The sequence below is a fragment of the Aliikangiella aequoris genome (assembly GCF_053709105.1).
In genome coordinates this window covers 880079-905256 of sequence record NZ_CM132298.1, presented here as the reverse complement: position 1 = coordinate 905256, position 25178 = coordinate 880079, and the positions used below count along the sequence as shown (strand labels likewise).

Annotated in this window: 19 protein-coding genes; 6 read left to right on the top strand and 13 right to left on the bottom strand. The window is 40.5% G+C overall.

Features of this window, described 5'->3' with window-relative positions; translation table 11 throughout:
- Positions 1–39: 39 nt before the first annotated feature.
- Positions 40–1221 carry a Na+/H+ antiporter NhaA gene (nhaA, locus tag ACUR5C_RS04050; protein WP_454467077.1) on the top strand — a complete coding sequence of 394 codons (1182 nt, stop codon included), beginning with the start codon at positions 40–42 and terminating at the stop codon, positions 1219–1221.
- An 87-nt stretch (positions 1222–1308) separates the two neighbouring features.
- Positions 1309–1755 (top strand): GNAT family N-acetyltransferase, encoded by a 447-nt coding sequence (locus ACUR5C_RS04045; protein WP_454467076.1) that lies wholly within the window; start codon positions 1309–1311, stop codon positions 1753–1755.
- A gap of 202 nt (positions 1756–1957) precedes the next feature.
- Here the strand turns inward: ACUR5C_RS04045 and ACUR5C_RS04040 are convergent, their stop codons facing one another.
- From ACUR5C_RS04040 to ACUR5C_RS03990, 11 genes are all read right to left on the bottom strand, one after another.
- Positions 1958–3244 carry a peptidase MATCAP family protein gene (locus tag ACUR5C_RS04040; RefSeq protein ID WP_454467075.1) on the bottom strand — a complete coding sequence of 429 codons (1287 nt, stop codon included), beginning with the start codon at positions 3242–3244 and terminating at the stop codon, positions 1958–1960.
- Between the two features lie 335 nt (positions 3245–3579).
- On the bottom strand, positions 3580–4389 hold the full coding sequence (locus ACUR5C_RS04035) for a hypothetical protein (RefSeq protein ID WP_454467074.1): 810 nt from the start codon (positions 4387–4389) through the stop codon (positions 3580–3582).
- 284 nt (positions 4390–4673) lie between these two features.
- The gene (locus tag ACUR5C_RS04030; RefSeq protein ID WP_454467073.1) at positions 4674–6014 is read right to left on the bottom strand and encodes a glycosyltransferase family 2 protein; all 1341 of its coding nucleotides are present in this window, start codon (positions 6012–6014) and stop codon (positions 4674–4676) included.
- A 319-nt stretch (positions 6015–6333) separates the two neighbouring features.
- On the bottom strand, positions 6334–8949 hold the full coding sequence (gene hrpB / locus ACUR5C_RS04025; protein WP_454467072.1) for an ATP-dependent helicase HrpB: 2616 nt from the start codon (positions 8947–8949) through the stop codon (positions 6334–6336).
- A 112-nt stretch (positions 8950–9061) separates the two neighbouring features.
- Positions 9062–10171 (bottom strand): hypothetical protein, encoded by a 1110-nt coding sequence (locus ACUR5C_RS04020; protein WP_454467071.1) that lies wholly within the window; start codon positions 10169–10171, stop codon positions 9062–9064.
- 151 nt (positions 10172–10322) lie between these two features.
- Positions 10323–11180: an N-carbamoylputrescine amidase gene (gene aguB, locus ACUR5C_RS04015; protein ID WP_454467070.1), complete on the bottom strand. Its 858-nt coding sequence runs from the start codon at positions 11178–11180 to the stop codon at positions 10323–10325.
- Positions 11181–11197: 17 nt separating this feature from the next.
- Entirely contained in the window at positions 11198–12184 is a 987-nt protein-coding gene (locus ACUR5C_RS04010) for an agmatine deiminase family protein (RefSeq protein ID WP_454467069.1), read from the bottom strand.
- A 77-nt stretch (positions 12185–12261) separates the two neighbouring features.
- Positions 12262–14229: a biosynthetic arginine decarboxylase gene (speA, locus tag ACUR5C_RS04005; protein ID WP_454467068.1), complete on the bottom strand. Its 1968-nt coding sequence runs from the start codon at positions 14227–14229 to the stop codon at positions 12262–12264.
- 64 nt (positions 14230–14293) lie between these two features.
- On the bottom strand, positions 14294–15145 hold the full coding sequence (gene speE, locus ACUR5C_RS04000) for a polyamine aminopropyltransferase (protein ID WP_454467067.1): 852 nt from the start codon (positions 15143–15145) through the stop codon (positions 14294–14296).
- Positions 15146–15224: 79 nt separating this feature from the next.
- Positions 15225–15701 carry an adenosylmethionine decarboxylase gene (gene speD / locus ACUR5C_RS03995; protein ID WP_454467066.1) on the bottom strand — a complete coding sequence of 159 codons (477 nt, stop codon included), beginning with the start codon at positions 15699–15701 and terminating at the stop codon, positions 15225–15227.
- Positions 15702–16191: 490 nt separating this feature from the next.
- Positions 16192–16830, bottom strand: coding sequence for a DNA-J related domain-containing protein (locus ACUR5C_RS03990; protein WP_454467065.1), 639 nt, complete (start codon positions 16828–16830; stop codon positions 16192–16194).
- A 481-nt stretch (positions 16831–17311) separates the two neighbouring features.
- Between ACUR5C_RS03990 and ACUR5C_RS03985 the strand changes: the two genes are divergently transcribed.
- Together ACUR5C_RS03985 and ACUR5C_RS03980 are read left to right on the top strand one after the other, a co-directional pair.
- Positions 17312–19909 (top strand): TonB-dependent receptor, encoded by a 2598-nt coding sequence (locus ACUR5C_RS03985; protein WP_454467064.1) that lies wholly within the window; start codon positions 17312–17314, stop codon positions 19907–19909.
- A gap of 333 nt (positions 19910–20242) precedes the next feature.
- Positions 20243–20683, top strand: coding sequence for a hypothetical protein (locus ACUR5C_RS03980; RefSeq protein WP_454467063.1), 441 nt, complete (start codon positions 20243–20245; stop codon positions 20681–20683).
- 77 nt (positions 20684–20760) lie between these two features.
- Here ACUR5C_RS03980 and trhO read toward each other — a convergent pair whose 3' ends face one another.
- Entirely contained in the window at positions 20761–21753 is a 993-nt protein-coding gene (gene trhO, locus ACUR5C_RS03975; protein ID WP_454467062.1) for an oxygen-dependent tRNA uridine(34) hydroxylase TrhO, read from the bottom strand.
- 233 nt (positions 21754–21986) lie between these two features.
- Here trhO and ACUR5C_RS03970 point away from each other — a divergent pair, with 233 nt between their 5' ends.
- Entirely contained in the window at positions 21987–23561 is a 1575-nt protein-coding gene (locus ACUR5C_RS03970) for an aspartate kinase (RefSeq protein WP_454467061.1), read from the top strand.
- 4 nt (positions 23562–23565) lie between these two features.
- On the opposite strand, the gene ACUR5C_RS03965 is transcribed toward ACUR5C_RS03970, so the two are convergent.
- On the bottom strand, positions 23566–24030 hold the full coding sequence (locus tag ACUR5C_RS03965) for an Lrp/AsnC family transcriptional regulator (RefSeq protein WP_454467060.1): 465 nt from the start codon (positions 24028–24030) through the stop codon (positions 23566–23568).
- 232 nt (positions 24031–24262) lie between these two features.
- Between ACUR5C_RS03965 and ACUR5C_RS03960 the strand changes: the two genes are divergently transcribed.
- Entirely contained in the window at positions 24263–25108 is an 846-nt protein-coding gene (locus ACUR5C_RS03960; protein WP_454467059.1) for a class I SAM-dependent methyltransferase, read from the top strand.
- The last annotated feature ends 70 nt before the right edge of the window (positions 25109–25178 follow it).

The following is a 25178-nucleotide window of genomic DNA, read 5'->3' as shown; positions in this document are numbered from 1 at the left end:
TTTTCACAATAACTCATAGAGGAGTCATATTTAAAACTAATGAAACATTTAGAGTCATTTTTTAAAAAAGAATCAGCCGCCGGATTACTGCTCATACTCGCCACAATTGTCGCACTGATTCTAAAAAACACCCACCTGTTAGATCACTATGAAGCCTTCTTGCATTTACCCATAGAAGTCAGAGTTGGGGCATTAGAAATTGACAAACCCCTTCTACTTTGGATAAACGATGGCCTAATGGCCATTTTCTTTTTCTTGATTGGCTTAGAAATAAAACGCGAGCTATTAGAAGGCAGCTTATCTCAATGGTCGCAAATTTCATTACCAGCAATCGCGGCTGTCGGCGGAATGCTGGTACCCGCACTATTTTATTTAGCATTTAACCATAGCGATGAATTTGCATCTAAAGGTTGGGCAATTCCTACCGCAACTGACATAGCCTTTGCCCTAGGTATTTTATCGTTACTCGGCGACCGTGTTCCCATTAGTTTAAAAGTTTTTTTAACTGCATTAGCGATACTCGACGACCTAGGCGCAATAATCATTATTGCCCTTTTTTATACCAGCGAACTTTCATTGTTATCTATTGGTATCGCCTGTTTCGCTCTTTCAACTTTAGTTTTGTTAAACTATTTAAATGTCGCTAAACGCGCCGCTTATCTATTTTTCGGCTTGATTCTATGGGTCAGCGTATTAAAGTCCGGGGTGCACGCAACTTTAGCGGGGGTCGCACTAGCCTTTACCATCCCTATGGTTTCGCAATCTAAGCAGGGAAGGAAGTTCTCTATGCTAAAACAAACTGAGCATGCGTTACATAGCTGGGTTGCTTATTTAATTCTACCTTTATTTGCTTTTGTTAATGCTGGTGTCGATATTTTAAATATTTCTCCAGAAAAATTGCTTGGCAATGTTCCTGTGGGTATTTTTCTCGGCTTGTTTTTAGGCAAGCAACTGGGCGTATTTCTTTTTGCGTGGCTCGCAATTAAACTAGGCTGGGCTAAACTGCCGCAAAACTCTAACTGGCTAATGCTTTATGGCGTATCTGCACTCACTGGCATTGGTTTTACTATGAGTTTATTTGTAAACAGCTTAGCCTTTAACGACTCTCAGATTTTCGAGTCAGCGGACAAGCTTTCTATCATGGTTGCTAGTTTTTGTTCTGGAACCTTAGGATTTATTTTAGTAAAAATCGGCATCAACCAAACTAAGCCAATACACTAAACTCGATACCAAATAGCAAAAGATGACAGGCGCTAACAATTCGTTTATGGTTAGCGCTTGTCATGGTTTACTTTGTAGAGGCGCGCTATGCAGTGGCACAGCAAAACTTTTGCCGAGCTTTCAACACTCGAGCTTTATCAGATCTTAAAACTACGCGTAGATGTATTTGTTGTAGAACAAGAATGCGCCTACCCAGATATTGATAATCTTGACTTACTCCCCCAAACTATTCATTTATTTGCGACTCAAAACGAGCAAGTAATTGCTTATTTGCGAATTCTTGCGCCAGCGAATAATGAAAATTCACAGGTCGTTTTCGGTCGGGTTGCAACATCACAAGCCCACCGTTCTAGGGGCTTAGGGCATGAGCTTGTTATAAGGGCACTTAGCATAATCGACAATAATTGGGGCCAAAATGTTTGTCATATTTCTGCTCAATCACACTTGCAAGCCTTTTACCAAAAACACGGATTTAAACCAGTTGGTAAAGGCTACCTAGAAGATGGAATTCCTCATATTGGAATGGAAAGATAGTCTTTAAGGGCCCCAAAATAACCGATGAGCATGGCGAGTTGCCACGATAAATTAATAAAACTATCAAATAAAAACACTCAGTCGATAAACCGGTTAGTGAAAACGCCGACTATAATAAGCAACTAAGCCTTGGGTGTTTTTTGTTTGAGTTTAACATTAGATAATTTAAGCAAAGACATCATCTTACTTTAGTGTTATCGCTTTAGTTCACCACTCCGACATTCACTAGCATCGCTTTATAGTGCTCCGATACTTTCGACATATCAACAGAGTTAGCAAATAACGAATAAGACAAATAACAAAGTAAAAACCGCAAATCACTAGCCCAATGGGGTAAAAACCTTGGTTTCTTACACAATCCTAACGAGCGTAAATAAGATAATGTCGGCAAGTCTTCAATATCTAATCGCCCGGCAAACAATAACTGAATTGAATCGGCTCGTCCGGACGACACTGCGGCACGCATAAAGTTGTGAACTCGTAATAATCCATCTAAATAAACAATATCTTTAGTGAAAGGTGCACCGCCAGTTATCACTCCACCTCGAAACACGCGGCGAGCGTTTTCAAATGACTGATCCGGCTGATCAGTTTTTTCTAGAAAATAACGATAGACATCCATAAAGTCAGCGCCGTCAATAGCATTCTGAATGGCAACAACTCGGTCAGCCAAACGTCTCATTCTATCTAAGTCAAGCGATCCGGTAATTAACTCTGCGAACACAGCTAAACCTTCTTGCGTTTTAGTTGCACCAGGGTGAGCTAAAGCGAGTAAACTTAAATTCCCTGCAGTTTTACCATTTAAAATAGTCGCTACATGAATATGAATTTCATGCTCAATTAACTGTTTAATATCATTATCCGAAAAGCAAGCACCGCGCCTAATTCTGACTTTATCTGAACTCGCAAGTGCGTTTGCAGATAGCTCATCAACAATTAAAATTTCTGGCGACTCTTCTGCAAACATTTCTTGCGTCGCGGTTCGCATTTCATCCGCTAAGGTTTCCGCCAGAAAACAAGCTACTGGCGGCTCACCTAAGTTCATATCATTAATTGGTTTTAAGGTGGATAAGTACTGTTGAGCTAATTGCAATGAGGTTGAGCGCTCATCTTTTAAAGTTAGTTTAGGGTGGCCATACAATTCGCAAGAATAGCGAAAAAAGTCTTCACTGCCGCGGCTTTCTAATAGTCTGGCCGTATTTTTTAAAATGCCAATAACTCGGCCAAACCAATCATCGACAGGTGTATCACCCAAATCTTTTAAAATTGCGTCTAAAGCCTGTAACTGAGTACTACCACAAAAATGGTTATACTCGACGCTCGGTAATTGAGTTGCGTTGTTAGCAAAAAAATCTTCTTTAATCGATAGCGGCCAGGCTAACTGTGACAGCACTTTTAAACTACTACCAATCGCAACAATTCTGTCAGAAAGGTTGCATAGTCGTGAAGACTCTCTCACCACCCATCCATCGGAACTTCCTTGAAACATGAAACCACCCCGCTCTCTGGTATTAATACGACTCAATTAACACATCATAGAAAAGACTACATCCAAAGTTAGCAATTGGAAAGCAAAATAAACGTTATTCTATACACGCTATTGTGACGGCTTAAAGCAATTACACCTGAAATGATAGTTGAATATTTCGTTAAGCTGTTAGGTGAAAGCCATGTATTTAGGGAGTTAGAGCAAACGGCTGAGTTGAATACTAAATGGTTAGACAAATTGATACTAAAAGCCTATTGCCTTAAAACAAGAAAGCCCAGGTAAAGTACCTAGGCTTTTTTGTTGAAACTTTTTAGGGTTTAACCTGAAGTTTAATCCTATTTCTTTTTGGCCTTCTTAGGCTTTTTCTCTGCTTTTTCTTCAGAAGATGCTTTTTCATTGGAATCGTTTTCTTCTGAACTGATAGACTCAATAGCAGCCAATAAATCTTCATTTAATGCTGGTATATCAGCTAAAGACTTTTTGTCTTTTACGCTATCAGCTAGCTGGGTATATTGCTCGTTAGCTAATTTATGCAACTCTCTGTGACTTTCGACTAAACTGCTAGCTTGTTGCAATAATTCTTTAGTTTCTTTTAGCTCTTGATCGACCTTTTGCTTGTCTTTGCGTAATGAGCGCGAATTTTCTTCAGCACGTTTACGGTCGTTAGCTTCTTCCATTTTTTCTTTCTTTAGCGCTTTAAGCTTTTTAACCACATTTTCTGGCGTATCAGCAAGTACCTTAGTGATTTGCTTGATCTCTTTTTGCTTATCAGCAAGTTGAGCTTTAACTTTCTTCAAGTCTTCTTGGCTAGCAGATTTAAACGCAGTATGTTTTTGCTCCATCGCACTCAGCGCTGCTATCGTATCTTGTTTAGCCGCTTCAGTTTGCTTTAACGACTTTTCAGTTGCAGCTAACTTTTCTTCAAGTGCTGCAATATCAGCTTGAGACTTTTCATTGGCGGATTGCAGCGCTTGCTCTGCATCTTTGGCTTGGCTAAGCGTTTTATTTAACGCTGTTTCAAGTTCTTCAGTGGTACACTCCGCTTTTAAACCTAGTGTTTTGGCTGCGGTTTGCATTAATACTTGTTTGCTAATCGCAAGGTCTTTCCACACTTTAAGTTGGAGTTCTAAATCATTCTGGCTCAATTGTTTCTCCTGCACTACGAATTTGGGGCGGAATCATACTAAAAAACGACCTAGAAAAGCTAGTTAAAAAGCGGATTTCAGTACTTTTTTTATACATTATTTTAAATCAAACAGGGTTATCTGAGATATTGGGCGAATTTTGCCAAAATTCGGAGTAAAAAGGATTATAAAAATAGCTGCTTAAGCTTTTTCCACCACCATCTACTGAACTATGCTAGGCGATCAAATCCTATGCACTCAGCCAGCAATCAGTTTAATGACTTAACGAGGGCAAATACGAATCGCTAGTTCATGACTCCAACTCGCTTCCATTTTTGCCACTGCAAACTTTGGCGGTTAATTAGCCGCTTTATACTGCGACATAACGCTTGGAATTCGACTAAGTCAATGATGTAAAAAATTATCCATGCAACCGGCGCGAAAGCGAGCAGGTTATAGTGAAACTTTGCTTTTGAGTCGCTTAGTACCTGCATGCAAATAACGCCCGACATAAACAAAATAACAAACGCGAGCGGAAAATAGTCACTTGCTAAATAGGTATAGCCATAAAAAATCAATAATAAGGGGCCTTCTAACAAAAGCGTTAACTCGGCGTATACAGCTAAAGGCAATAACATCATTGTTAAATAAGGGTTATGCTTTTTATCGTTACTAAAAAATAGCTTTTTATGCTTTAAAAATGTGACCAGGCGACCAAACTTCCATCGTAAACGCTGATTGCAAAGCCCTTGCCAATCACTTGGGCCTTCGGTAAAAACAACCGCATTGGCGGCATAGCGTGTTTTATAGCCATGGGCAAGAATGCGCGTTGACATTTCAATGTCTTCAGTAATGATATCGTGATCGAAGCCGCCAACTTTATCGAGCACGCTTTTTCGATATGCTGCGGCCGCACCACCAATGATATATACCGAGTTAAACGTTGAATCGGTGCGTTTAAAAAAGAAACCGTATAGATACTCTAACTGCTGAATGATAGCTAGCGGGCGTTGCTTGTTTGCGACAATAACATTGCCTGCTACTGCGCCAACTTTAGGCGAGTCAAATCGTTTGACTAAATTCGCCACGGCATATTTATCCATTACGCTATCGGCATCAACGGTGACGATTATTTCGCCTTTGGCGATTCGTAAGCCTCTATTAAGAGCCGTTGCTTTTCCACCGTTTGGCAATTTAAGATATTTAACTTTAGGCTTAAGAAACTCATTTTTCTTATAGTCGGCAAAAAATTGGCGGACTAAGTTATCGGTGTTATCGGTTGAACCATCGTTAATAACAATAACTTCTAAATTCTCATAATAAGAATCGATCACCGAGCTTAAGGTTTTAATAATGCCGACTTCTTCGTTCCATGCTGGAATAAGCACTGAAACCAGTGGTTTATAGGGAACAGCTGCGCGCGCTCTATAGCGTTCTACTAAAGAGTAAAAGGGGGCAACAATAAGCTGTAAAAAGTATTTAAATAGAATCGGTAACAACAGACAAAATATAGCGACTCGAATGCTGGTGAGGCTTTCAATTTCGGCTGGCGAAGTCGTGTTGGCAAGATAGATAACAGCCGCGCTCAAAACATAAAAAAACGCAATTAATCCAACAAACCCAATTTGTGTTTTATTTAGCTTCATAGTTTCACTTTTATTTTTGCTTTGTTTTAAGTTAACCAATTTGCTCTAACTAATTGAATTATCTTAATTTACCTAAAAAAACTACTACCATAAAACGGCCTTGTTCGAGTAGCAGCGGATTATGCCACCGAAAGCAATTGGCGCAAAGTGGATATTGATGAATATGATAATTTACTTAAATTCTTCGGATTTTATGTGAAATAGCTCTCAAACATGCTCAAAAGAACAACTCGAAGCAGGCTTAGTTACGTTTTAAAAGACTTAAAACTAGCTAAACGCTGGTGATATGGCGCTAATGAAGGCTTTGCTGCTTCGCAATTTAAAGTTGAGTCTTTGTTTTATGGGTGGCACTGGCTTGAATGGGATCATCTGGCCAGGGGTGCTTTGGATATCGACCTCGCATTTCTTTTTTGACTTCTGAGTAACTTCCTTGCCAAAAACTGGCTAAGTCTTGAGTAACCTGCAGCGGTCTGCCAGCAGGCGATAATAAGTGCAAGCTTAACGCGAGTCGCCCGTTTGCAATTTTTGGTGTGTCGGTGACGCCAAACAGAAGTTGAAGTTTGACTGCAAGCACTGGTCCGGCAGGGTTTGCATAATCAATTTTAGCGCGATACCCCGAAGGTAAAGTGATAGAGTCAGGTAACATGGCTTTAACTTGTTGAACTTTGTCCCAACCGAGCAAGTTTTGTAGCGCGGTTTGCAAAAGCTCGCCATTAATTGTTGATAAATTAAACTCTGTACAATGCGTGTCTATAGTTAGACAAGGCAGCAGCCACTGCGATAAGTTTTTTTGTAACCAGTCAAAACTTAAGTCAGGAAACTCAGGTTCTAAGTCGACTAGTTTGCGCAACAAGTTAACTCGCTGCATAAGCAGCAAACTCGCCTGGTTCCATGCCAAGCTAGCTACGCCTTGGCTCTCGATAACTTTAAGTACCTCACCAATGATCATTGCTTGCGGAACTTGGCAGGGTCTAGACTGAGCCAAAGGGAGTTGGCCTAACATAAGCGTTTCTTGGGCAACCACACGCTTTTTATTGGAGTCTAAGTTCACGCTTATTTGTCGAACTGCTCGCTGTTCAAACAGGCTCCTCAATGTTTCTAAATCCACCGCTTGATACAAGTAGATTGTTGCTAGACTTGCCTTGGTGCTATTAGCGCTTTGGGTGGCACTCAAATGAACAGCGATAATATAATCTGGCTGGGTTTGTGACTCAGGTAAGCTGGCGCCTTTTCCATTGGCCAATTTGTAGCTTTGATTTCTTCGCATCGCTACTCTGTCAGGAAATGCAGCCGCCAGCAGCTGAGGTAAAAAACTCAACTCAAGTTGATCTAAAGCTTGCCATGTATGGCACTCTCCTGCCGCCGTTAAACAATCCAATCGTTTTAATTGCAACGTCCGCTGAAAATAACGTTTAGCCTGTTTTAAAATAATTTGGGCCTGTTTCGCTTTAGGCTCACTGAGCACCCAACTTACTCGCAAAGCAAAGTCGCTGCTTGAGTGATCTAAAAATCGTAAACTCTGTTTTTCTTCTATGGTTGCAGCCACAATACAAGCAAGTTGCAGGTTATTGATGTGCAGACCACAAACAAGCATTGCGCCTAAACGCGGCTCTATATTTAAACCAACTACTGCCCTGCCCCAATCAGTTAGCTGATTATTCACCCCAATTAATCCCAGCAATTGTAACAGCGACTCGGCTTGATTAATTGAGCCTTCACTAGGCTGCTCTAACAAAGCCAGCGATTTGCAGCTAGGCGCTCCCCAGTCTTTTACCTTTAATACTAAACTGGCTAAATCACAGCGTAATATCTCTGGGGCCAAATGCGCTTTTAATTTGCTATGACTCGCCCACAAGCGCCAACAACTGCCAGCTCGTAAGCGACCCGCTCGTCCAGCTCGCTGTGCAGCCGACGCAGCAGAAATGGGTACGCTTACTAATTGATTAAATCCAGAATTGGGATCAAAACGACTAATCTTAACCAAACCAGAATCAATCACGGCGTCGACCCCTGCAATAGTTAAACTGCTCTCAGCAATATTGGTCGATAAAATAATTTTACGTTGCTTGGCAAGGTAACAGGTTGCATCAACCTGTTGAGCAAAACTCAAATTAGCATGCAGTTTTTTAATCACCATGTTGCTAGATAACACGCCGCTCTCTTGAATAATTTTTTCAGCTAAATTAATTTCTGCTACGCCAGGCAGAAAAACCAGAATATCTTTTTGCGCGGTTTTTAAAGCCAATGCCAGTGCTTCAGCTAAATTAAACTTCCAGCTCTCTTTGAACGAGTTTAAGTGTTTATTTTTTGGTGCTATATAGTCAATTGCTACCGGATAGCTGCGCCCAGGTACTTGAATTTTTTTTGCTTGTGGTAAGATTTTTATTAAGCTATCACTATCAATTGTTGCCGACATCACTACTAGCTTTAAGTCGGCTCTAATCGATTGTTGTACATCTAAGCAAAAAGCTAAACTAAGATCGGCATTTAAACTGCGTTCATGGAACTCATCAAAAATTATTGCACCAACATCACTTAACTCTGGATCTTGTTGCAATCGACTTAACAGCACACCTTCAGTAACAACTTCGATTCTAGTGATAGCGCTCACTTTTGCCGCCTCGCGCATAGCATAACCGACCAACTGGCCAACCGGTTGTTCGACTAGCTCAGCTAATCTGGTTGCTGCATTTTTTGCCGCTATTCGGCGAGGTTCCAATAGTAATAATTTTTTCGATGGTGTTATTTGCTGAACTAATGCCAATGGTACCAATGAAGTTTTACCAGCCCCAGGCTCAGCTTCAAGAATAAGGTTAGCGTGTTGCTCAAAAGCTTGTTCAATAGTAGGAAGAAACGGAACTACCGGAAAGTCCATAGAGTAAATTTTAGCCGCAACCTGCTTATCGATTGACATATTCTGCTTATCTTTTGTCATTGAGTAGTGGAGCCATTGGTTTGCAACATTTAGGTGCTTGCCTAAAAATAGATGGGCAGGGCTTAAAACTTAATCACTTAATCACTTAATCAAAAGCGGCACTTAAACGAACTTAAATTAAGCCCTTATTTTGCATATACGCAGCAATACCAATTGCACTAACAAGCAATATCACCGTTATGTAAATGCCTGTACGTGAGCGAGCTTTTTTACTTAAAATATTATGCTGACGTTTTAACATGCCGGTCCACTGCATAGGCTTCATTGGCTGCATATTATATAGACGCTTTAGGTAAACTTGGTTTGAATAGGGCTCATATTTTTGTAACAGCTTGCAAATGAGTAGGGCTCTTTCCATACAGTTTTTGGGCGCTTTTTCATCATGCGCTTTAGCCAGTTGGCTTAATCCTTTATCTTCTTGCCCCAATGCTCCCCAAGGAATATCTTTTTGGCTAGAGTACCAAGGTTTGCCCGCAAGCTCCGGTATAAGCACTGCTAAATGTTTGCGCTCAATATCGGCATCGTTATGACTGACTACAAAATCAGCTAATTCAAACATTGCAGTAATTTTTACCGGGTCAAAATTTGAAACTTTCGACTTAACTTGCTTAATGCTAAATTGATTTAGCGTTTTTGGTGGCACTTTAATTAAAGTCGATCTTTCGCCCCAATAGGTCTCTAAAATTTTACCTTTCTCTTGTCTGCTGTCTTGATACTCAAAAAGCACTAAAGCAATTTGCACTAGTTCATCAGTATCCGCTCTACCGGTATAAGCGGCACAGATTGTTAAAACTCTCACTGTAGACTCGCTAAAAGGCTTTTTATCAGGGTTTACCCGCCCTTCTACTGCAGGCTTATGTTTAACTGGCTTAAGTTCGGTTTCTTCTTCCTCATTCACTAATTCTAAACTCGCCGCACCCTGCATAGCTTGAGCAACGCTTTTAGGAGAATGGGCTTGATGCGTTTGAATTAGCTTAGTGACGCTGTCGATACGCTCGTATATATCAACTAAGTCAGGTGATGTGTTGTTGTCTAGTTTGGTAAAGCGCTCTAATATCTTAACTTCTTTAGCGTAGTTTTTATGAAAGTGATGTAAATCAGCGAGTTGCATATAAAGCTTGCTGTCTATTTGAGCACCGCTAATGGTTGCCTCTTTTTCTGCAATTTCGATCAGTGACAGTAACTTATTTTCAATGTTCGCTGTTAAACTGGGGCTATTCATTCGTTATAAAGCTCTAAACCTACTACAATTGCGCCTATTCTAGTCAATTTTCTTAAAAACAGCGAGCCATATCTAGCATTGAGATACGGCTCGAATAATTAATGTTGACGCAAGCAGTTAGTATCGACTTATAAAGTCATATCTAAAAGGCTTAAAGCTGAGTAATACGCTGGTAAAGTTCTGGACGTCGATCTCTAAATAATCCCCAACTAGCGCGCATTTTAGCTAATTCTGCTAAATCAAAAGTCTCGCAAATAATGCCTTGGGATACTTTATCCATTTCTTTTACTTTTTGCCCAAACTGATTGGTGATAAAAGAACTGCCATAAAAAGTAATTTCACAGCTCTCGCCAACTTCACGTCCAACTCGGTTAGAAGCAACCACCGGAAGCATATTAGCACCACTATGACCTTGCATAACGGTTTGCCAGTGAGCACAAGAATCCCAACTTGGATCTTGCGGCTCTGAACCAATTGCGGTTGGGTAAAAAATCACTTCTGCGCCCTTTAATGCCATTATTCTAGCGGCTTCAGGAAACCATTGGTCCCAACAAATTGCTGCACCAAAGTTACCAAATTGAGTTTGCCATACTTTAAAGCCAGTATCACCAGGTGAAAAATAATACTTTTCTTGATAACCGGGCCCGTCTGGAATATGCGATTTTCGATAATTATCTAATACCGTTCCGTCCGCATCGATCATGACAAGTGAGTTAAAAAAAGTGTTGCCACTTTTCTCAAAATAACTGATTGGCAAAACCACGTTAAGTTGTTTTGCTAAAGTGGAAAAATGTTGAATCAGCTTAGAATTAGAAAACTCACTAGCCCAACTAAAGTATTCATGCTTTTGGTCTTTGCACCAATAAAAGCCTGCGAATAGCTCTTGTAATAAAATAGCATTGGCACCACTTTCAGCCGCTTCACGAATTAAGCTTTCAGCTAAAGCGATATTGCTATCGAAATCTTCTGTGACGGCAAATTGAGTTGCCGCAAAAGTTACATTGCTCATTGTTTTCTCACTCAAAGTTATAAAGGCTGTTGCATGGTAATACAGTGAATGCCACCGCCACCGACTAATATTTCATTTGCATCTATCATGCAAACTTGCCTCTGTGGAAACAAGTCAGCCAATATTTGTTGTGCGGCATCATCCTGCTTACATCCAAAGCGCGGCGCAATAACTGCGCCATTGGCCAAATAAAAATTAATATAGCTTAATGGCTCTCTCATATTATCAACATACCTAGCTTGCGGCTCTGGTATCTCAACTAACTGTAATCCGTGCTGCTGAATAATTTGTTTGTTTTCAGCATAAATAGAGTGATTCTCACTTTCTGGGCCACAACACTGACTAACAATGGTGTCCTCATTAACAAAGCAGGCAATATTATCGATATGACCATCGGTATCGACATCACCGTGCACTCCGCGCTTCAGCCAAATCACTTTATTAGTATTAAAAGCTTGCTGTAAATTGGCTTCAATTTCACTGCGACTCAATTGCGGATTGCGGTTAGCGTTTAGCAAACACTCTTCTGTAGTAATAATGAGGCCCTTTCCGTTACCATGAATTGAACCACCTTCTAGTACCATATCAAACTGTTGAGATTCACTATGTGTATACTCAATAATAGTTTGCGCAATAGCCTTTTCAGCGTCATGCGGAAAAAACTTATTTCCCCACGCATTGAAAGCAAAGTCTAATGCAATTGGGGTATCGCCTTTTTTAACCCAAATGGGCGCTGTATCTCTAGCCCAACTGTCATCGAGCGATGCAGGCACTATGTTAATTTGCGAGCTCAACAGTTTTTTAGCAATATCTAAATGGGCTTTATTAACCAGCATATTAAGCGGCTCAAATTCGCTTATTTGATTGGCAACTTTTGCATAGGCTTGCATCGCGCTCTCTATGCCGTTACTCCAAATTGGCACGCGACAAGGAAACGCCATCCAAGTTGCTAGATGGGGTTCCCACTCTGCGGGCCAGCGTAAGTCATGTGTATTATTGTTCACAACTATTTCCTCAAGCTAACTTAAACAACGCAAGTTTTAAAACTGAAATTCGCACCAATACAGTTAAACCAAAGCGATTATTCTTCAAGATAACTATACCCATATATACCTTGGCGTAGCTCAGCCAAATATTGTCGTTGAACGCTTTCACTTAGCGCCGACATTTTTAGTTGGCGGCGATAAGACTCAAGTAAAGTTTTAGAATCAAAATCAACATAATCGAGCAGCTCTTCAACACTTGAACCGGTTTGTATTGCACAAATTTGTAACTCGTCATTGTCATCAACGGCTAAGTCGACACTATGCGTATCGCCAAATAAGTTGTGCATGTCACCCAGAATTTCTTGGTAGGCGCCAACCATAAACATACCAATTAAATAATTGTCACCCGGATTGTAGGTGGGCAAATCGATTGTAGGCAATACCGTTTGCGCATTCACATACTGCTTTAACATACCATCACTATCACAAGTAATATCTTGTAATACAGCAGTCTCTTGCGGCGCTTCATGCAGCCCCTTTAACGGCATTAATGGAAATATTTGCTGGATAGCCCAAGCGTCTGGCAAAGACTGAAAAATGGAAAAATTAACAAAAAATTTACTGGCTAATTTTTGATGCAACACCGCAATCGTTTCTTCATGAGTATGTAACTCTGGATTAATACGTGAAGAAACATTAAATAAGATGCCACGATGAATACGCTCTACTTGAGCACGATCAATTAAATTCACAACGCCGTAATTAAACATTTCTTGGGTTTGTTTTAGCAAGTACTCAGCAGTATGAAAGCACTCCACAAGCTGATTATTATCATTTGATTCACCGCTGGTGAGATAAGCTTGCCATAAGTCATGCACAATTTCGTGACTTTGCTGATTAGGTTCTGCCACCTCAATAGCGCGCGGTTTTTCACTATCAATTACATTAGCGATTAATACCGCATGGTGAGCGGTTAAAGCCCGCCCAGACTCAGTGATAATGTTAGGGTGAGGTAAACCAAGCTTTTCGGATATATCATAAAAAGCATAAACCACATTATTGGCATATTCATTTAAAGAATAGTTAACAGAGCAATGGCTTTGGCTTTGTGTCCCTTCGTAGTCCACGCCTAATCCTCCGCCTACGTCAACAGTATTAATAGGTACATCTATTTGACGCAGCTCAGAATAAAAACGGGCACATTCTTTTAATGCGTTTTGAATGTCATTAATCGAGGTAATTTGCGAACCTAAATGAAAATGCAATAGTTGAAAAATATCAAGCTTATTCTTTTCCTTTAAGGTTTCAACTACGCGCAATATCTGGCTCGCGGATAAACCAAATTTTGAATGGTCGCCGCCCGAATCTTGCCACTTACTCTCACCTTTAGAAGCGAGTCTTGCGCGCACCCCAATTTTAGGAAAAACTTGCATGGCTTCAGCTTCTTGCAATAATAAATTAAGCTCAGTTTGTTTTTCGATCACGACAAATACATTATGACCTAGCTGAGTCGCAATAATGGCCGCACGAATATACTCTCTGTCTTTATAGCCATTACACACAATTACTGAGTTAGTTTTTTCAGACAGCCCAAGCACCGCCATTAATTCAGGCTTACTGCCAGCTTCTAAACCAATTTGGCGGTTCGCCATTTGCTCATTAGCACTAATAAGACCTTCAACTACACGCCTTTGTTGATTAACTTTAATCGGGTAACAAACGGTATAGTTTGCCTGATACTGATACTCATCAATAGACTGATTAAACGCATTGCAAAGTGATTTAACCCGATTTCGCAAAATATCTACAAAACGCAACAAAACCGGCATTTGCATGCCTTTTTCAGCTAATTGCTGGCAGATAGCGTTAAGTTCGAAACTCGCTTGAGAGTCTGCAGGGTTAGGACGAACCACCAAATTTCCCTGCGAATTTAAGTCGAAGTAATCTTCACCCCAAAATTTTAAATTATAAAACTGGCGTGCTTTGTCTATGCTCCACTCGTCATCCTTTGCAAGCGCGATAGGACCAGTTTGTGGTAAAGATTTTTTGTAGTCTAAAGTCATCAGCTTAATCCTTAATAGTTAGTAGCCGACAATCAATTAACGGCTTAAGAATCAAGCCGATCATTTAGTCTGAAAGTACATTAATCACATACTGCGGCAACGCAAAAGCCGCTACATGCAATTGTGGGTTGTAATAGTTTGTGGTTATTTTTGAGTCTTTATAACGGCCCTCAATAACCGCCAATGTTGTGTGTCTTAACTTATCATTGTCGGTGCCCCATGACAAAGTCATCACGCCGCCAATATAGGAAGGAACCGCCGCAGTAAAAAACCAACGGTCTGCAAAAATACCATCAAATCGCTTATAGGTAGTTTCAACTTCATCAAGCTGCATAAAGCAAACCCCATTTTGAGTCGCTAAAATTCCACCATTGGTTAAACTTGCTTTGCAACCTTGGTAAAAACGTGATGAAAATAAGACTTCTCCTGGGCCTTCTGGATCGGTAGAGTCTGAGATAATGACATCGAACTTTTCTTTATTATTGACGATAAAGTCGACACCATCATTAAAAACTAAATTAACTCTAGGGTCTTGAAATGCGCCTTGCGAATGCTCTGGAAAATATTTTTCACAAATATCAACTACGGCAGAGTCAATTTCTACCATGGTGACATGCTCTACTTGAGGATGCTTTAGCACTTCGCGCAAAATACCACCGTCACCGCCACCAATAATTAACACGCGCTGTGCATTTCCATGGGCAAACATAGGCACATGGGTCAGCATTTCATGGTAAACAAACTCATCCTTTTGAGTGGTTTGCACTATTCCATCTAGCGCAAGCACACGACCAAACTGTTGATTATTAAAAATAATTAAGTGCTGATGATCGGTGCGGTTTTCGAACAACACTTCATCGATCACATAACTTTGACCATAGGTATCATAAAGTGTTTCGGTAAATCGTTTTGCCATGAGTAAGTCCTGAAAATTTCCAGTCAATAATTTAAATTCAAATTAAATGGTGAAATGCGCGAGGTCTCGCGCAAGCCCACTACTCGCCAATGTTTTCGCCGCGCAATATTTCACGCACGTCAATTCGTTCTGGCGTAAAAGCCTTACGGAATATTTCAGTGGCTTTATGAGGTTCTGCGTCACCACACATAAACACATCAAAAGCGGCATAGTCAGCTTCTGGCCAAGTATGTACGCTAATATGCGACTCTGCGAGTACAGCAACACCAGAAATACCGCCATTGGGAGTAAAATGATGTAAATGTATATGAAGTAAGGTCGCGCCGCACTGCTCAACCGCCTGACGGAAAGCTTTTTCCATCAGCTCTAGGTTGTCCAGTCTAGATGCGCCCCAAAGGTCAATGATAATATGCGTACCAGCAAAAGTTTTGCCGTCACGTCGTACAAAATGATCGTTTCGCTCATCGTTCTCATTGACATTGTTATATTCTGGCCAATGAGCGTCTGTTGCGACTGAAGGATCAATCTCTGAGTTACAGTGGAAGTCTTTTAACACTTCTATTTCTCCCATAATCAAGGATTAAGCAAAATCCGGAGAACGAAACGAATTACGATATCCGAAATGTATGGCCAAAACTCACCCAATGAAACATTCATTAACTTCACTTTGACAGCCAACAGCCGGACTACTTACATTCTGAAGAATCGCATCAAAATGTTCATTTTTTAAGCAGCCAACAATTTTTGGAAAGTGCTTTATACGCGATATTTCCTAAAAATCAAGAAAAAATATACCGCGTTACCGCCAAAATCACTTATCTCACTTTAAAAAGCACCTAAGAAACACCATAACCCATTGTTTATATAAGAATTCTTCTCACTTTAGCTTATTGATAAAAATCTTCATGTTTTTGCTAACAAACCCATGATATAAACCGATTTTATGGGCACTTAATTGGTTTTTTTATGAATAAAACAATAAGCTTTTCTAAGCAGAACTTTCTTAAGTTAAAGCGCAAGCCTACAAGAGTCAACTAAGGGGCAGCTTAACTTAACAGAAGCTTTAAGTTTTGATAGGCATTTTCGATTTGCGCAAACCGGTTAGCATCGCCTCCTTTATCCGGGTGATGCAAATTAGCCAGTCTCCGATATTGTTGCTTGAGTATTTTAATATTGAGCTCACTAACCTCAGTTAACTCAAGTTCCCTAATTGCGGCAGCTTTTTTATCAATAGCTAAAAACTTTTCCCAAAACTGGCGCTGCATTGCCGTCACCGCGTCATCCGATAGTTCGAGATTAGTAGGGTCTAGATAGAAGTCCTGTAACGGATCAGCGTCAGCTAAATATTTATCATTGGTACTATGTAAACTTGCTGCACCTGATTGCGCAATGGACTGAGTAGAACTGCTTGGCAGCAACTGAATGCTCAGCGGAGAAATCATTAAGTGTAACTGGTACGGGCGCAATGCTATTTTTAATTGGTACAAATAGTGATACAGATAAAAGTGCTTTTTAAAAAGCGATAGGGGAAGCTCAAGTGACGTGTAGAAATCTTTCTTTTGTAACCACTGCATTAATTCATATTCTGATATCGCTTGCGGGTTTAATTCAAAAAAGGAAAGCAAAGTCAGCATCGGCTTTGGTAGTGCTTTTTGATTACTTAAATAGTTCTGTAATTGGCCCAATCTTGCTCCCTAAATTGACTAATAAATTATGTAATAAAATATTTCAGCGAAATAGCACTTTTGCCTTTGCAAAGATGAATAAAAACCAACTAGTCTCCGCTTACTCGAGTTATTTTTAAAAACTCATTAACCGGCTTTAATTTATTTAAATAGAAAAATAGGGGGTTTCACCTATCCACCTCATCGAAAAACCGCATTAAATGGTTAATCAACTTACTACAACCTAGCACAAACTTTAGTAAACAGCCGAACAAAAATATCACCACGAGATATTTATGCGATTTTGTGCAAAAGTTTTATTCAAAATGTAAGTATCAGTAAATTTTTCATACCGATTTTTCGCCTTTGTTAGCAATGCTTGACCGAAAAAAAGTGCTTCTGTATAGTCATTTCACAATTCATTTTTACGCTGTAATGATTGTATAACAACAACCAAGTTAACTTAAAGAATAAACAACTAACAAAAGTAGGGAGTCACAGCATGGCGACAAAAAACCCATTTCAATATAAAGTGCTGAGTTTAGCACTCGCAAGTGCATTAGCTGTTCCATCGCTAAATGCTATCGCGGAAGAAGAAGACAACACCGAAAGAAAAGTAACCATTACCGGTTCACATATCAAACGTAGTAACATTGAAGGCCCTTCACCAGTTCAAGTTATTGACCGAGAAGCTATCGTTGGTTCTGGCCAAGCAACATTACAACAACTTTTTGAAAGGCTTCCATCGTCTGGCTCGGGTACATTCTCTACTCGTGGTAACAGCCAAGACTCAACCGGAAACGGCGGTGCTGCTATCAGTCTTCGCGGTTTTGGAGCCGATGCAACTTTAGTATTAATTAATGGCCGTAGAGCGAATATTAGTGCTTTTGCTGAAAGCGTTGTGAACAACTTTGTTGATTTAAATAGCATCCCTCTAGCGGCAATCGAACGCGTTGACATTCTTAAAGACGGCGCATCGGCTATTTATGGTTCAGATGCAATTTCTGGTGTTGTAAACATCGTTTTAAGAAAAGACTTCGTAGGCTCAGAAGTTACTCTAGGCTACGGTTCTACAACTAAGTCTGGTGCAGACGAAACCACCATGAACGCAATTTTCGGTTATGGCGACGGCAAAACCAATGGCACTTTAATTTTTGACTATTTTAAAGCAGGCGAATTACGCAACGCCGATCGCGGACGTTTAGCTTCAGCTAACCAATCAGCTAATGGCGGTTTTGATTTACGCTCTTCGCGTGGCTTCCCTGGTCGCTACATTTTAGACGGCGACACTAGCCCTACGATTGACCCTAACTGTCCTGCAGAGCGCTCTTTTGGGCAAACTTGTGTATTTGATTATGGCCCCTTTGGTTATCTGATTCCTGAAATGGAACGTGCAGGCGCAATGTTTTTATATAACAGTGAAATTGGCCAAGATGCAGAACTTTATTTTGAAGTTTCTGCACAGCGTAACACTTCACAAGCAGGGGGCGCACCGACGCCACTTGACGGCGACGCTGGCTTAACCGTCGATGCTTCACACCCTAACAATCCGTTTGGGCAAGACTTAGCCATTGATCGTCATCGTACTGTTGATGCAGGTCCACGTGTTTGGGATATTCAAAGTGAAAGTTTACGCTTTGTAACTGGCGTAAAAGGTATGGTTGGCGACTTTGACTATGACCTTTCTTTTACCAAAGCGCGCAGCATTTCTTTGCAAACGGGTGACCGCACGCAAGGCTGGGTAAGAACAGACTTTTTACAAAGAGAAATTGATGCTGGCAACTATAATCCATTTGGTGGTTTTGTTAACTCTCCAGAAGTTATCGATGCAATTACCACTTCGCTTACTCGTCGAGGCGAATCTCGCCTTTCAGCATTTGAAGGCTCGCTTTCTGGAGACTTAATGCAAATGGATTCTGGCTGGCTAGCCATGGCAACCGGTTTTGAGTATCGTAGCGAAGCAGTAAAAGATAACCCAGACGATCAGTTCCAACGCGGCTTAATCTTTGGTACAGAGTCTGTCAGTGCACAAGCTTCTAGAGACCATTGGTCAGTTTATGCTGAACTTGCTATTCCACTCACTGAAACCTTAGAACTGCAAGTAGCAGGACGCCACGATGATTATGAATTAGCGGGTAGCTCTACTAACCCTAAAATTGGTATGCATTGGAACGTTAATGAAGACATTGCCGTTCGTGCATCTTGGGGAACTGGCTTTAGAGCTCCATCACTAGCGCAAATTGGCTTAGGTCCTTCGCAAGAGTCTCGTTTCTTTGTTGACCCTTACTGTGCGCAAGCTCAAGGATGTAATGTTAATGACCCTGCAACCGATCTGACTGTTACTTTTCGAGGTAACCCTGACCTTAAGCCTGAAAAGTCAGAATCTTTTAATATTGGGATGATTTGGGATATCAACAATGAGTTAAATCTATCGGTTGATTACTGGAATATTACACAAGAAGATAAAATTGATGAGGGAGACCTAGGACTTGCAGCGCTTCAAAACTGTGAGCCAGGTGCAAACTTTAATCCTAACTTTTGTGTTCGTCAAAACAACAACCTTGGTCAACTTTCGCAAGTATTTAACACCTTCCAAAATATTGGTGCACAAGAGGCATCTGGTCTAGACATTTCTGCAAACTATAAAATGTCATTACAAGACAGTGGTGACTTAAACTTTGGTATTGAGTGGACTTACCTAGCTAACTTTGAAAAGGACGGCATTGATTGGACTGGTGAGTATGAGTATCCTGAGATTCGTTGGAACGCGTCTACTGAGTGGAAAGTTGGCGACTGGTCAACAACTGCTGTACTTAATTACATTGGTGAATTCCAAGATTTACCAGATGCTAATTTAGACGGCACACCAGACGTAGAGCTAAACGATACGCGTACGGTTGACTCAATGGTAACTGTTGATTTACAGGCTTCATATGAAGTAAACGACAGCCTAAGCTTAAGCTTTGGTGCTTCAAACTTGTTTGACGAAAAAGTACCATTTGCTGCTGGTGACGGTAACAACGACTTATACGGATACGTACAAGCAGTACACGATCCTCGAGGCCGTTTTATCTACACTAAAGCAACCTTCAGATTTTAATCAAAGGTTACTTTAACTCTTAAAAAAGGAGCTTCGGCTCCTTTTTTTTTGTTATAAATTAATGACCAATTAAGTCTTCACCACCGCTAACTAACACAGAAAATTGCACAAAATCTCTTATAGAAATAAACCTTAATCGTTAATTTCTGGTTGCGATTTTTTCTTTCAAAATAGCCAACCTAGCTCACATTTTTTTTACCAAACGATATTCAGTTCATCTCAACCGAATATTTTCTGCTGGCTTGTTTTATTTACTTAATTATTCAAGGTGAGTTTTGCAAGCGATTATAAAATCAACTATCAATTTAAAAATTAAAGATGAAGGAATACTTAATGAAAAAATTAATAAAAAGTGCTTTATTAATCAGCGCAGCAGCAAGCTTCTCTTTCTCAGCAATGGCTTCAGAAAAAGGGATCACAGAGGCAGATATTAAAGCAGCTCCAGAGCTTCAACAAGCAAATGAAATGCAAATGAGCAGCGCAGCAACAGGAATAAAGTGTCTAGTTGATACTCCTCGATGGGACCGTTGGGGCTCACCAAACTGTTTTAGCGTAGGCTCAGCTAGAACAACAACCGCTTATTTTCAAATTACAAACCCACCAGCAAACTACACCATTTACTGGTCTCACGAAGGCTGTAACTCTGGCTCAGCTACTTGTAACTTGCCTATAAGAACTTATCAAACTTTAGTGTTAAGTGCGACGGTACTCGATCACTCTAACAATACATTTACTCAAGTTGAGTCTCGCGCACATTACGAAGGAATGGATTAAGAAGGAACTAGCTTAATTTATTTTCTATAGGTTGATTTAGCAAGGCAGGGTTTATACTCTGCCTTGCTGCTTTTTTTCTAACTGGAAGTTTTACTTTTTTCTGCCAGCGCTTGCTTTCTTGCAAGCTTAGCTAGACGCCGTTGCTCTAACTCATCAGCCACGTGACCACCGATGTGTTCTTCGCCACGCTGCTTTGCTAACTGAATTTGCTTTTCTCTTTCTAAATAACGCTGCTTTTGTTCTGGCGTTGTTTTATCAAAACAATGTGGGCAGCTTACGCCTTGCACATATTGTTCGCTTTGCATGTCTTGTTGAGTTATTGGCAGTCGGCAAGCATTACATTGGGCGTAACTACCGGGTTGTAAGTCATGGTCAACTGTCACACGGTCATCAAAAACAAAGCATTCACCTTTCCAGCTGGATTTCTCCTTAGGAACGTCTTCTAAATACTTTAAAATACCGCCCTTTAAATGAAAAACTTCATCAAAGCCTTCTTGTTTTAACAACGCAGTCGACTTTTCACAACGAATGCCGCCGGTACAAAACATCGCTACCTTTTTATGCTTTTTAGGATCTAAATGTTGCTGGACGTATTCGGGAAAATCTCTAAATGTTTCGGTCTTAGGATTAATCGCATTGTTAAAAGTACCTACAGCGACTTCGTAATCATTTCTGGTATCAATTAACAAGACTTCAGGATCATTAATGAGCTCGTCCCAATCCTGTGGCTCGACATAAGTTCCGACCACTCGATTAGGATCGATATTTTCAACTCCCATAGTCACTATCTCTTTTTTAAGCTTTACTTTAGTGCGCTTAAAAGGCATTGACTCAGAAAAAGAGAACTTGCACTCGATAGACTGTAACTCTGGGTACTGGGCAAGCCACTCTAAAAGATTTTCGATACTTTCTTTTGTGCCTGCGACGGTACCATTAATGCCTTCATGGGCGAGCAGCAAGGTGCCGTTAACACCGGATGATTGCATTTGCTTTAATAATGGCTTTTGAATTAATTCGAAATTTTTTAGCGCAGTAAATTTATACATTGCGCAAACGACATATTGAGACATGATTTTTCCTATTGCTAGCTGAAGCGTAAATTCAGGGCAAAACGCAGCGCGATTATAAGGAAATGTAAGCCTGGGTCAAGCCAGTCTGTACATTAATTAATCATATTAATGCCATAATTAGCCGCATAAAAATAGAAATTACGCTTATCGTCCAAGCGGCTTAAGTGCTAAAATCCTCCTAAATCAATTAATTAGGAACTTACAATCTTTCAATTGTGAGTCTTTTGCAGCGAATGGTAAAACCTTGGGTTGTTTTAAAATTTGGCGGGAGCAGTGTTGCCGAGCCTGCGCATTGGCATACCATTAGCCATGCGGTTGCCCAAAAGCATCAACAGGGGTTACGCCCCATTCTAGTTTTTTCTGCCCTTAAAAATGTGTCTAACTTACTTGAAGCATTGTTGCACCAAGCGCTTGCAGGCGTGCACCCTAACGCATTACAACAACTTAAAGAGTTACATATAAACTTTGCGAGTCAGTTGCACTTAGAGGTTAACGAGCTTCTCCGCCCCATTTTTGAACAGCTTAATGAAGATTGCTCAGCCATAACCAAAAGCCAACAAATCTCGCCTCAACGTCATGCCAAAATACTTGCCGCAGGAGAGCTTCTCTCAACGACTATTGGATGCCACTACTTAAACCAGTGCACTGAACTCACACAAATTGGTTTAAGCTGTCATTGGCTAGATATAAGAAAAGTCTTAATTGCCAACCCACAGCCCGATCCTTGGCACCAATATACCAGCGCAACCTGCGACTACCAATATTCAGCTAGTTTGGACCAAACACTCAGCGATCTAAATAAAGTGATTGTTACACAAGGCTTTATTGCCGCTAACGAGCTTGGCGAAACCGTCCTGTTAGGTCGGGAAGGTTCAGATACCAGCGCAGCTTATATTGGAGCTAAACTAAAAGCTTGTTCAATCGAGATTTGGACCGATGTGCCTGGCATATTTACTACGAATCCGCGTGAATTGAGTCGTGCAAGACAAATTAAAAGTCTGACCTATCAGCAAGCCCATCATCTTGCGGCTCTCGGGGCCAAAGTGCTGCACCCAAGAGCACTTAGCCCTGCCCAAGAGTACCAGATTCCGGTTCAGGTTAAGTCCACTAGCCTACCACAGCAAACAGGAACTACCATAGGAAAAGACGCCATTGAAGGAGAGGCCATTGAAGGGGCAACCATTAAAAGGAATACCAGCGAAGCAACGCGCATTAGAGAAACTAGCACTGCGTCCCATAATCCTAATCAAGCGCTTCCTAGCAGCCAGTCTGCAGAGTATTTATACGCAATCACTAGTGAAACGCCTATTAACCTAATTAAGCTCACCGCCCTTCCTCAACCACCCAACCAGAAAGCCTTATTGGCGGAGCATGCAAGCAAAGTGATCGCTTACTTAGGGTCGCTAGGGTTTGACTTAATTACGCAGCAACAAGACCAAACTAAAGCCAATTTGGTATTTAAGTACAGTAATAGCGATAAGGCAGAACCCGCTGTTTCAAGCTTAATCGACCACTTGCAACAGGAGCTAGCTGACCAAGCAATCATTGCTATCAGCGCCGGTTACGCTTGTGTTAGCCTTTGCTTTTCTCAATTAAAGGTAAATCAAGTGAACACACTTCGCAGCTTACTTGCAGAAAATGAATTACCTTTAATCGATTGTTTAGTATCAAAAGCGAAAAATAGCATTAGTTTAATTAGCCACTCACAACACCGTATTGCGATCAGTCAATTAATTCACGCAAGCTATATTGAGAATCAAGCAGATCGCAATATTTTTGGAAAAAGCTGGCTAGAATACGAACAGTGAAAAGTTAAAGGTCGAGATTAATCGGATAGGCTTTACTGTTTTTTAAAGTAGACAAAACCACCGATGACTTGATTTTCCCTAAACTATTTAATTTGACTAACTTTTCACGCACAAACCTTTCATACTGGTAAATATCGGGGCAAACAACTTTCAGCATAAAATCGCTGTCCCCTGTCACATGATAGCATTCCATTATTTCATCTAATGACTCGACCGCACGATACATTTCTTTAATACTATCCTCAGAATGATGGTGCAAGGTAACCGACACCATCATGGTGGTGGCTAAGCCAATTTTTGCAGGGTCTAATATTGCACAATAACCGGATATAAAGCCGGCTTGTTCAAGCTTTTTAACTCTTTCTAGCGTAGGAGGCGGCGATAAACCTAATTGCGATGCGAGCTCTTTATTGGTAATTCGTGCATTAGTCTGCAGTATTTTTAAGATTTTCTTATCTATTTTGTCCATGAGTCTGCTTGTTCAGTTGAATTGTTTTCTCGTTTTTTAATAATTTAACCTATGGCTTACCGCGCTAGCAACCTAAAAAATTTTATAGTCAGGATTATTAAACAAGCCGCCAGCGAGCAATCGCTTATTTAAAACATTAAACAACAGCCCACACTAAGCTAACAGGCGACTTGCCAAGCCTTGCTATCTCATGTTTAATAACATTTTTATAGTCAATAGAGAGTCTAAAAAAATGCACACTAACAAAACACTCTACCTTAGTATTTTTATCACCTTTGGGTTAGCTTTTAGTTGCCATTTAAGTGCTAATAACAACAAAGATAACCCCCAGGTAGATCAAAAGCTGGCAAAAATCATTGCTAGTGAACACCGTACACCAAAGAATCAACAAAGAGATAAGTATCGTAATCCTTTAGAAACACTCACCTTTTTTGGTATTCAAGACAGTATGACGGTAGCAGAAATCTCTCCCGGTGGCGGTTGGTACACCGAAATATTAGCTCCCTACTTAAAAGATAATGGGCTATACATAGCAGCAGGTTATGATCCAGAGTCTGCTAACGATTACTATAAAAAAAGCGCGGCACGTTTTAAGCAAAAACTTGACGCCAACCCAGAACTTTATGCCAAAGTAAAACTTGGCATTATGCAAGCACCAGATAAAATTGATTTTGCTGCACCAGAGTCGGTTGACTTGGTGTTATCATTTAGAAACACTCACAACTGGCACAGTAAAAACCAAGCAGAAACAGTTTACGCTGCAATATACGCTGCGTTAAAGCCAGGTGGAACTTTTGGTTTAGTGCAACACAGAGCTGGGCCACAAACCAAAGATACTACGGGTAAACATGGTTATCTAAAACAAGAAGACGTGATTGCTTTAGCCAAAAAAGTTGGTTTTGTTGTCATGGCAACTTCTGAAATTAACGCAAACCCTAAAGATACCCAAAATCACTCGAGTGGAGTTTGGACCTTACCACCAGTACTACGGGCCGAGGGTGAAGAAAAGCAAAAAGTTTTAGCTATTGGCGAAAGCGATCGCATGACTATTAAGTTTACCAAGCCAGCAAAAATGTAAGCCGTAATTTAAAAAAAGGAAGCGACAAAGCTTCCTTTTTTAACATTAATAACTCACCAAATTTAGATAA

Excerpts from the sequence above, each read along its gene's own strand:
- nhaA (WP_454467077.1), top strand. The coding sequence starts at position 40 with ATGAAACATTTAGAGTCATTTTTTAAAAAAGAATCAGCCGCCGGATTA.
- ACUR5C_RS04045 (WP_454467076.1), top strand. The coding sequence starts at position 1,309 with ATGCAGTGGCACAGCAAAACTTTTGCCGAGCTTTCAACACTCGAGCTT.
- ACUR5C_RS04040 (WP_454467075.1), bottom strand. The coding sequence starts at position 3,244 with ATGTTTCAAGGAAGTTCCGATGGATGGGTGGTGAGAGAGTCTTCACGA.
- ACUR5C_RS04030 (WP_454467073.1), bottom strand. The coding sequence starts at position 6,014 with ATGAAGCTAAATAAAACACAAATTGGGTTTGTTGGATTAATTGCGTTT.
- hrpB (WP_454467072.1), bottom strand. The coding sequence starts at position 8,949 with ATGACAAAAGATAAGCAGAATATGTCAATCGATAAGCAGGTTGCGGCT.
- ACUR5C_RS04020 (WP_454467071.1), bottom strand. The coding sequence starts at position 10,171 with ATGAATAGCCCCAGTTTAACAGCGAACATTGAAAATAAGTTACTGTCA.
- aguB (WP_454467070.1), bottom strand. The coding sequence starts at position 11,180 with ATGAGCAATGTAACTTTTGCGGCAACTCAATTTGCCGTCACAGAAGAT.
- speA (WP_454467068.1), bottom strand. The coding sequence starts at position 14,229 with ATGACTTTAGACTACAAAAAATCTTTACCACAAACTGGTCCTATCGCG.
- speE (WP_454467067.1), bottom strand. The coding sequence starts at position 15,145 with ATGGCAAAACGATTTACCGAAACACTTTATGATACCTATGGTCAAAGT.
- ACUR5C_RS03985 (WP_454467064.1), top strand. The coding sequence starts at position 17,312 with ATGGCGACAAAAAACCCATTTCAATATAAAGTGCTGAGTTTAGCACTC.
- ACUR5C_RS03980 (WP_454467063.1), top strand. The coding sequence starts at position 20,243 with ATGAAAAAATTAATAAAAAGTGCTTTATTAATCAGCGCAGCAGCAAGC.
- trhO (WP_454467062.1), bottom strand. The coding sequence starts at position 21,753 with ATGTCTCAATATGTCGTTTGCGCAATGTATAAATTTACTGCGCTAAAA.
- ACUR5C_RS03970 (WP_454467061.1), top strand. The coding sequence starts at position 21,987 with ATGGTAAAACCTTGGGTTGTTTTAAAATTTGGCGGGAGCAGTGTTGCC.
- ACUR5C_RS03965 (WP_454467060.1), bottom strand. The coding sequence starts at position 24,030 with ATGGACAAAATAGATAAGAAAATCTTAAAAATACTGCAGACTAATGCA.
- ACUR5C_RS03960 (WP_454467059.1), top strand. The coding sequence starts at position 24,263 with ATGCACACTAACAAAACACTCTACCTTAGTATTTTTATCACCTTTGGG.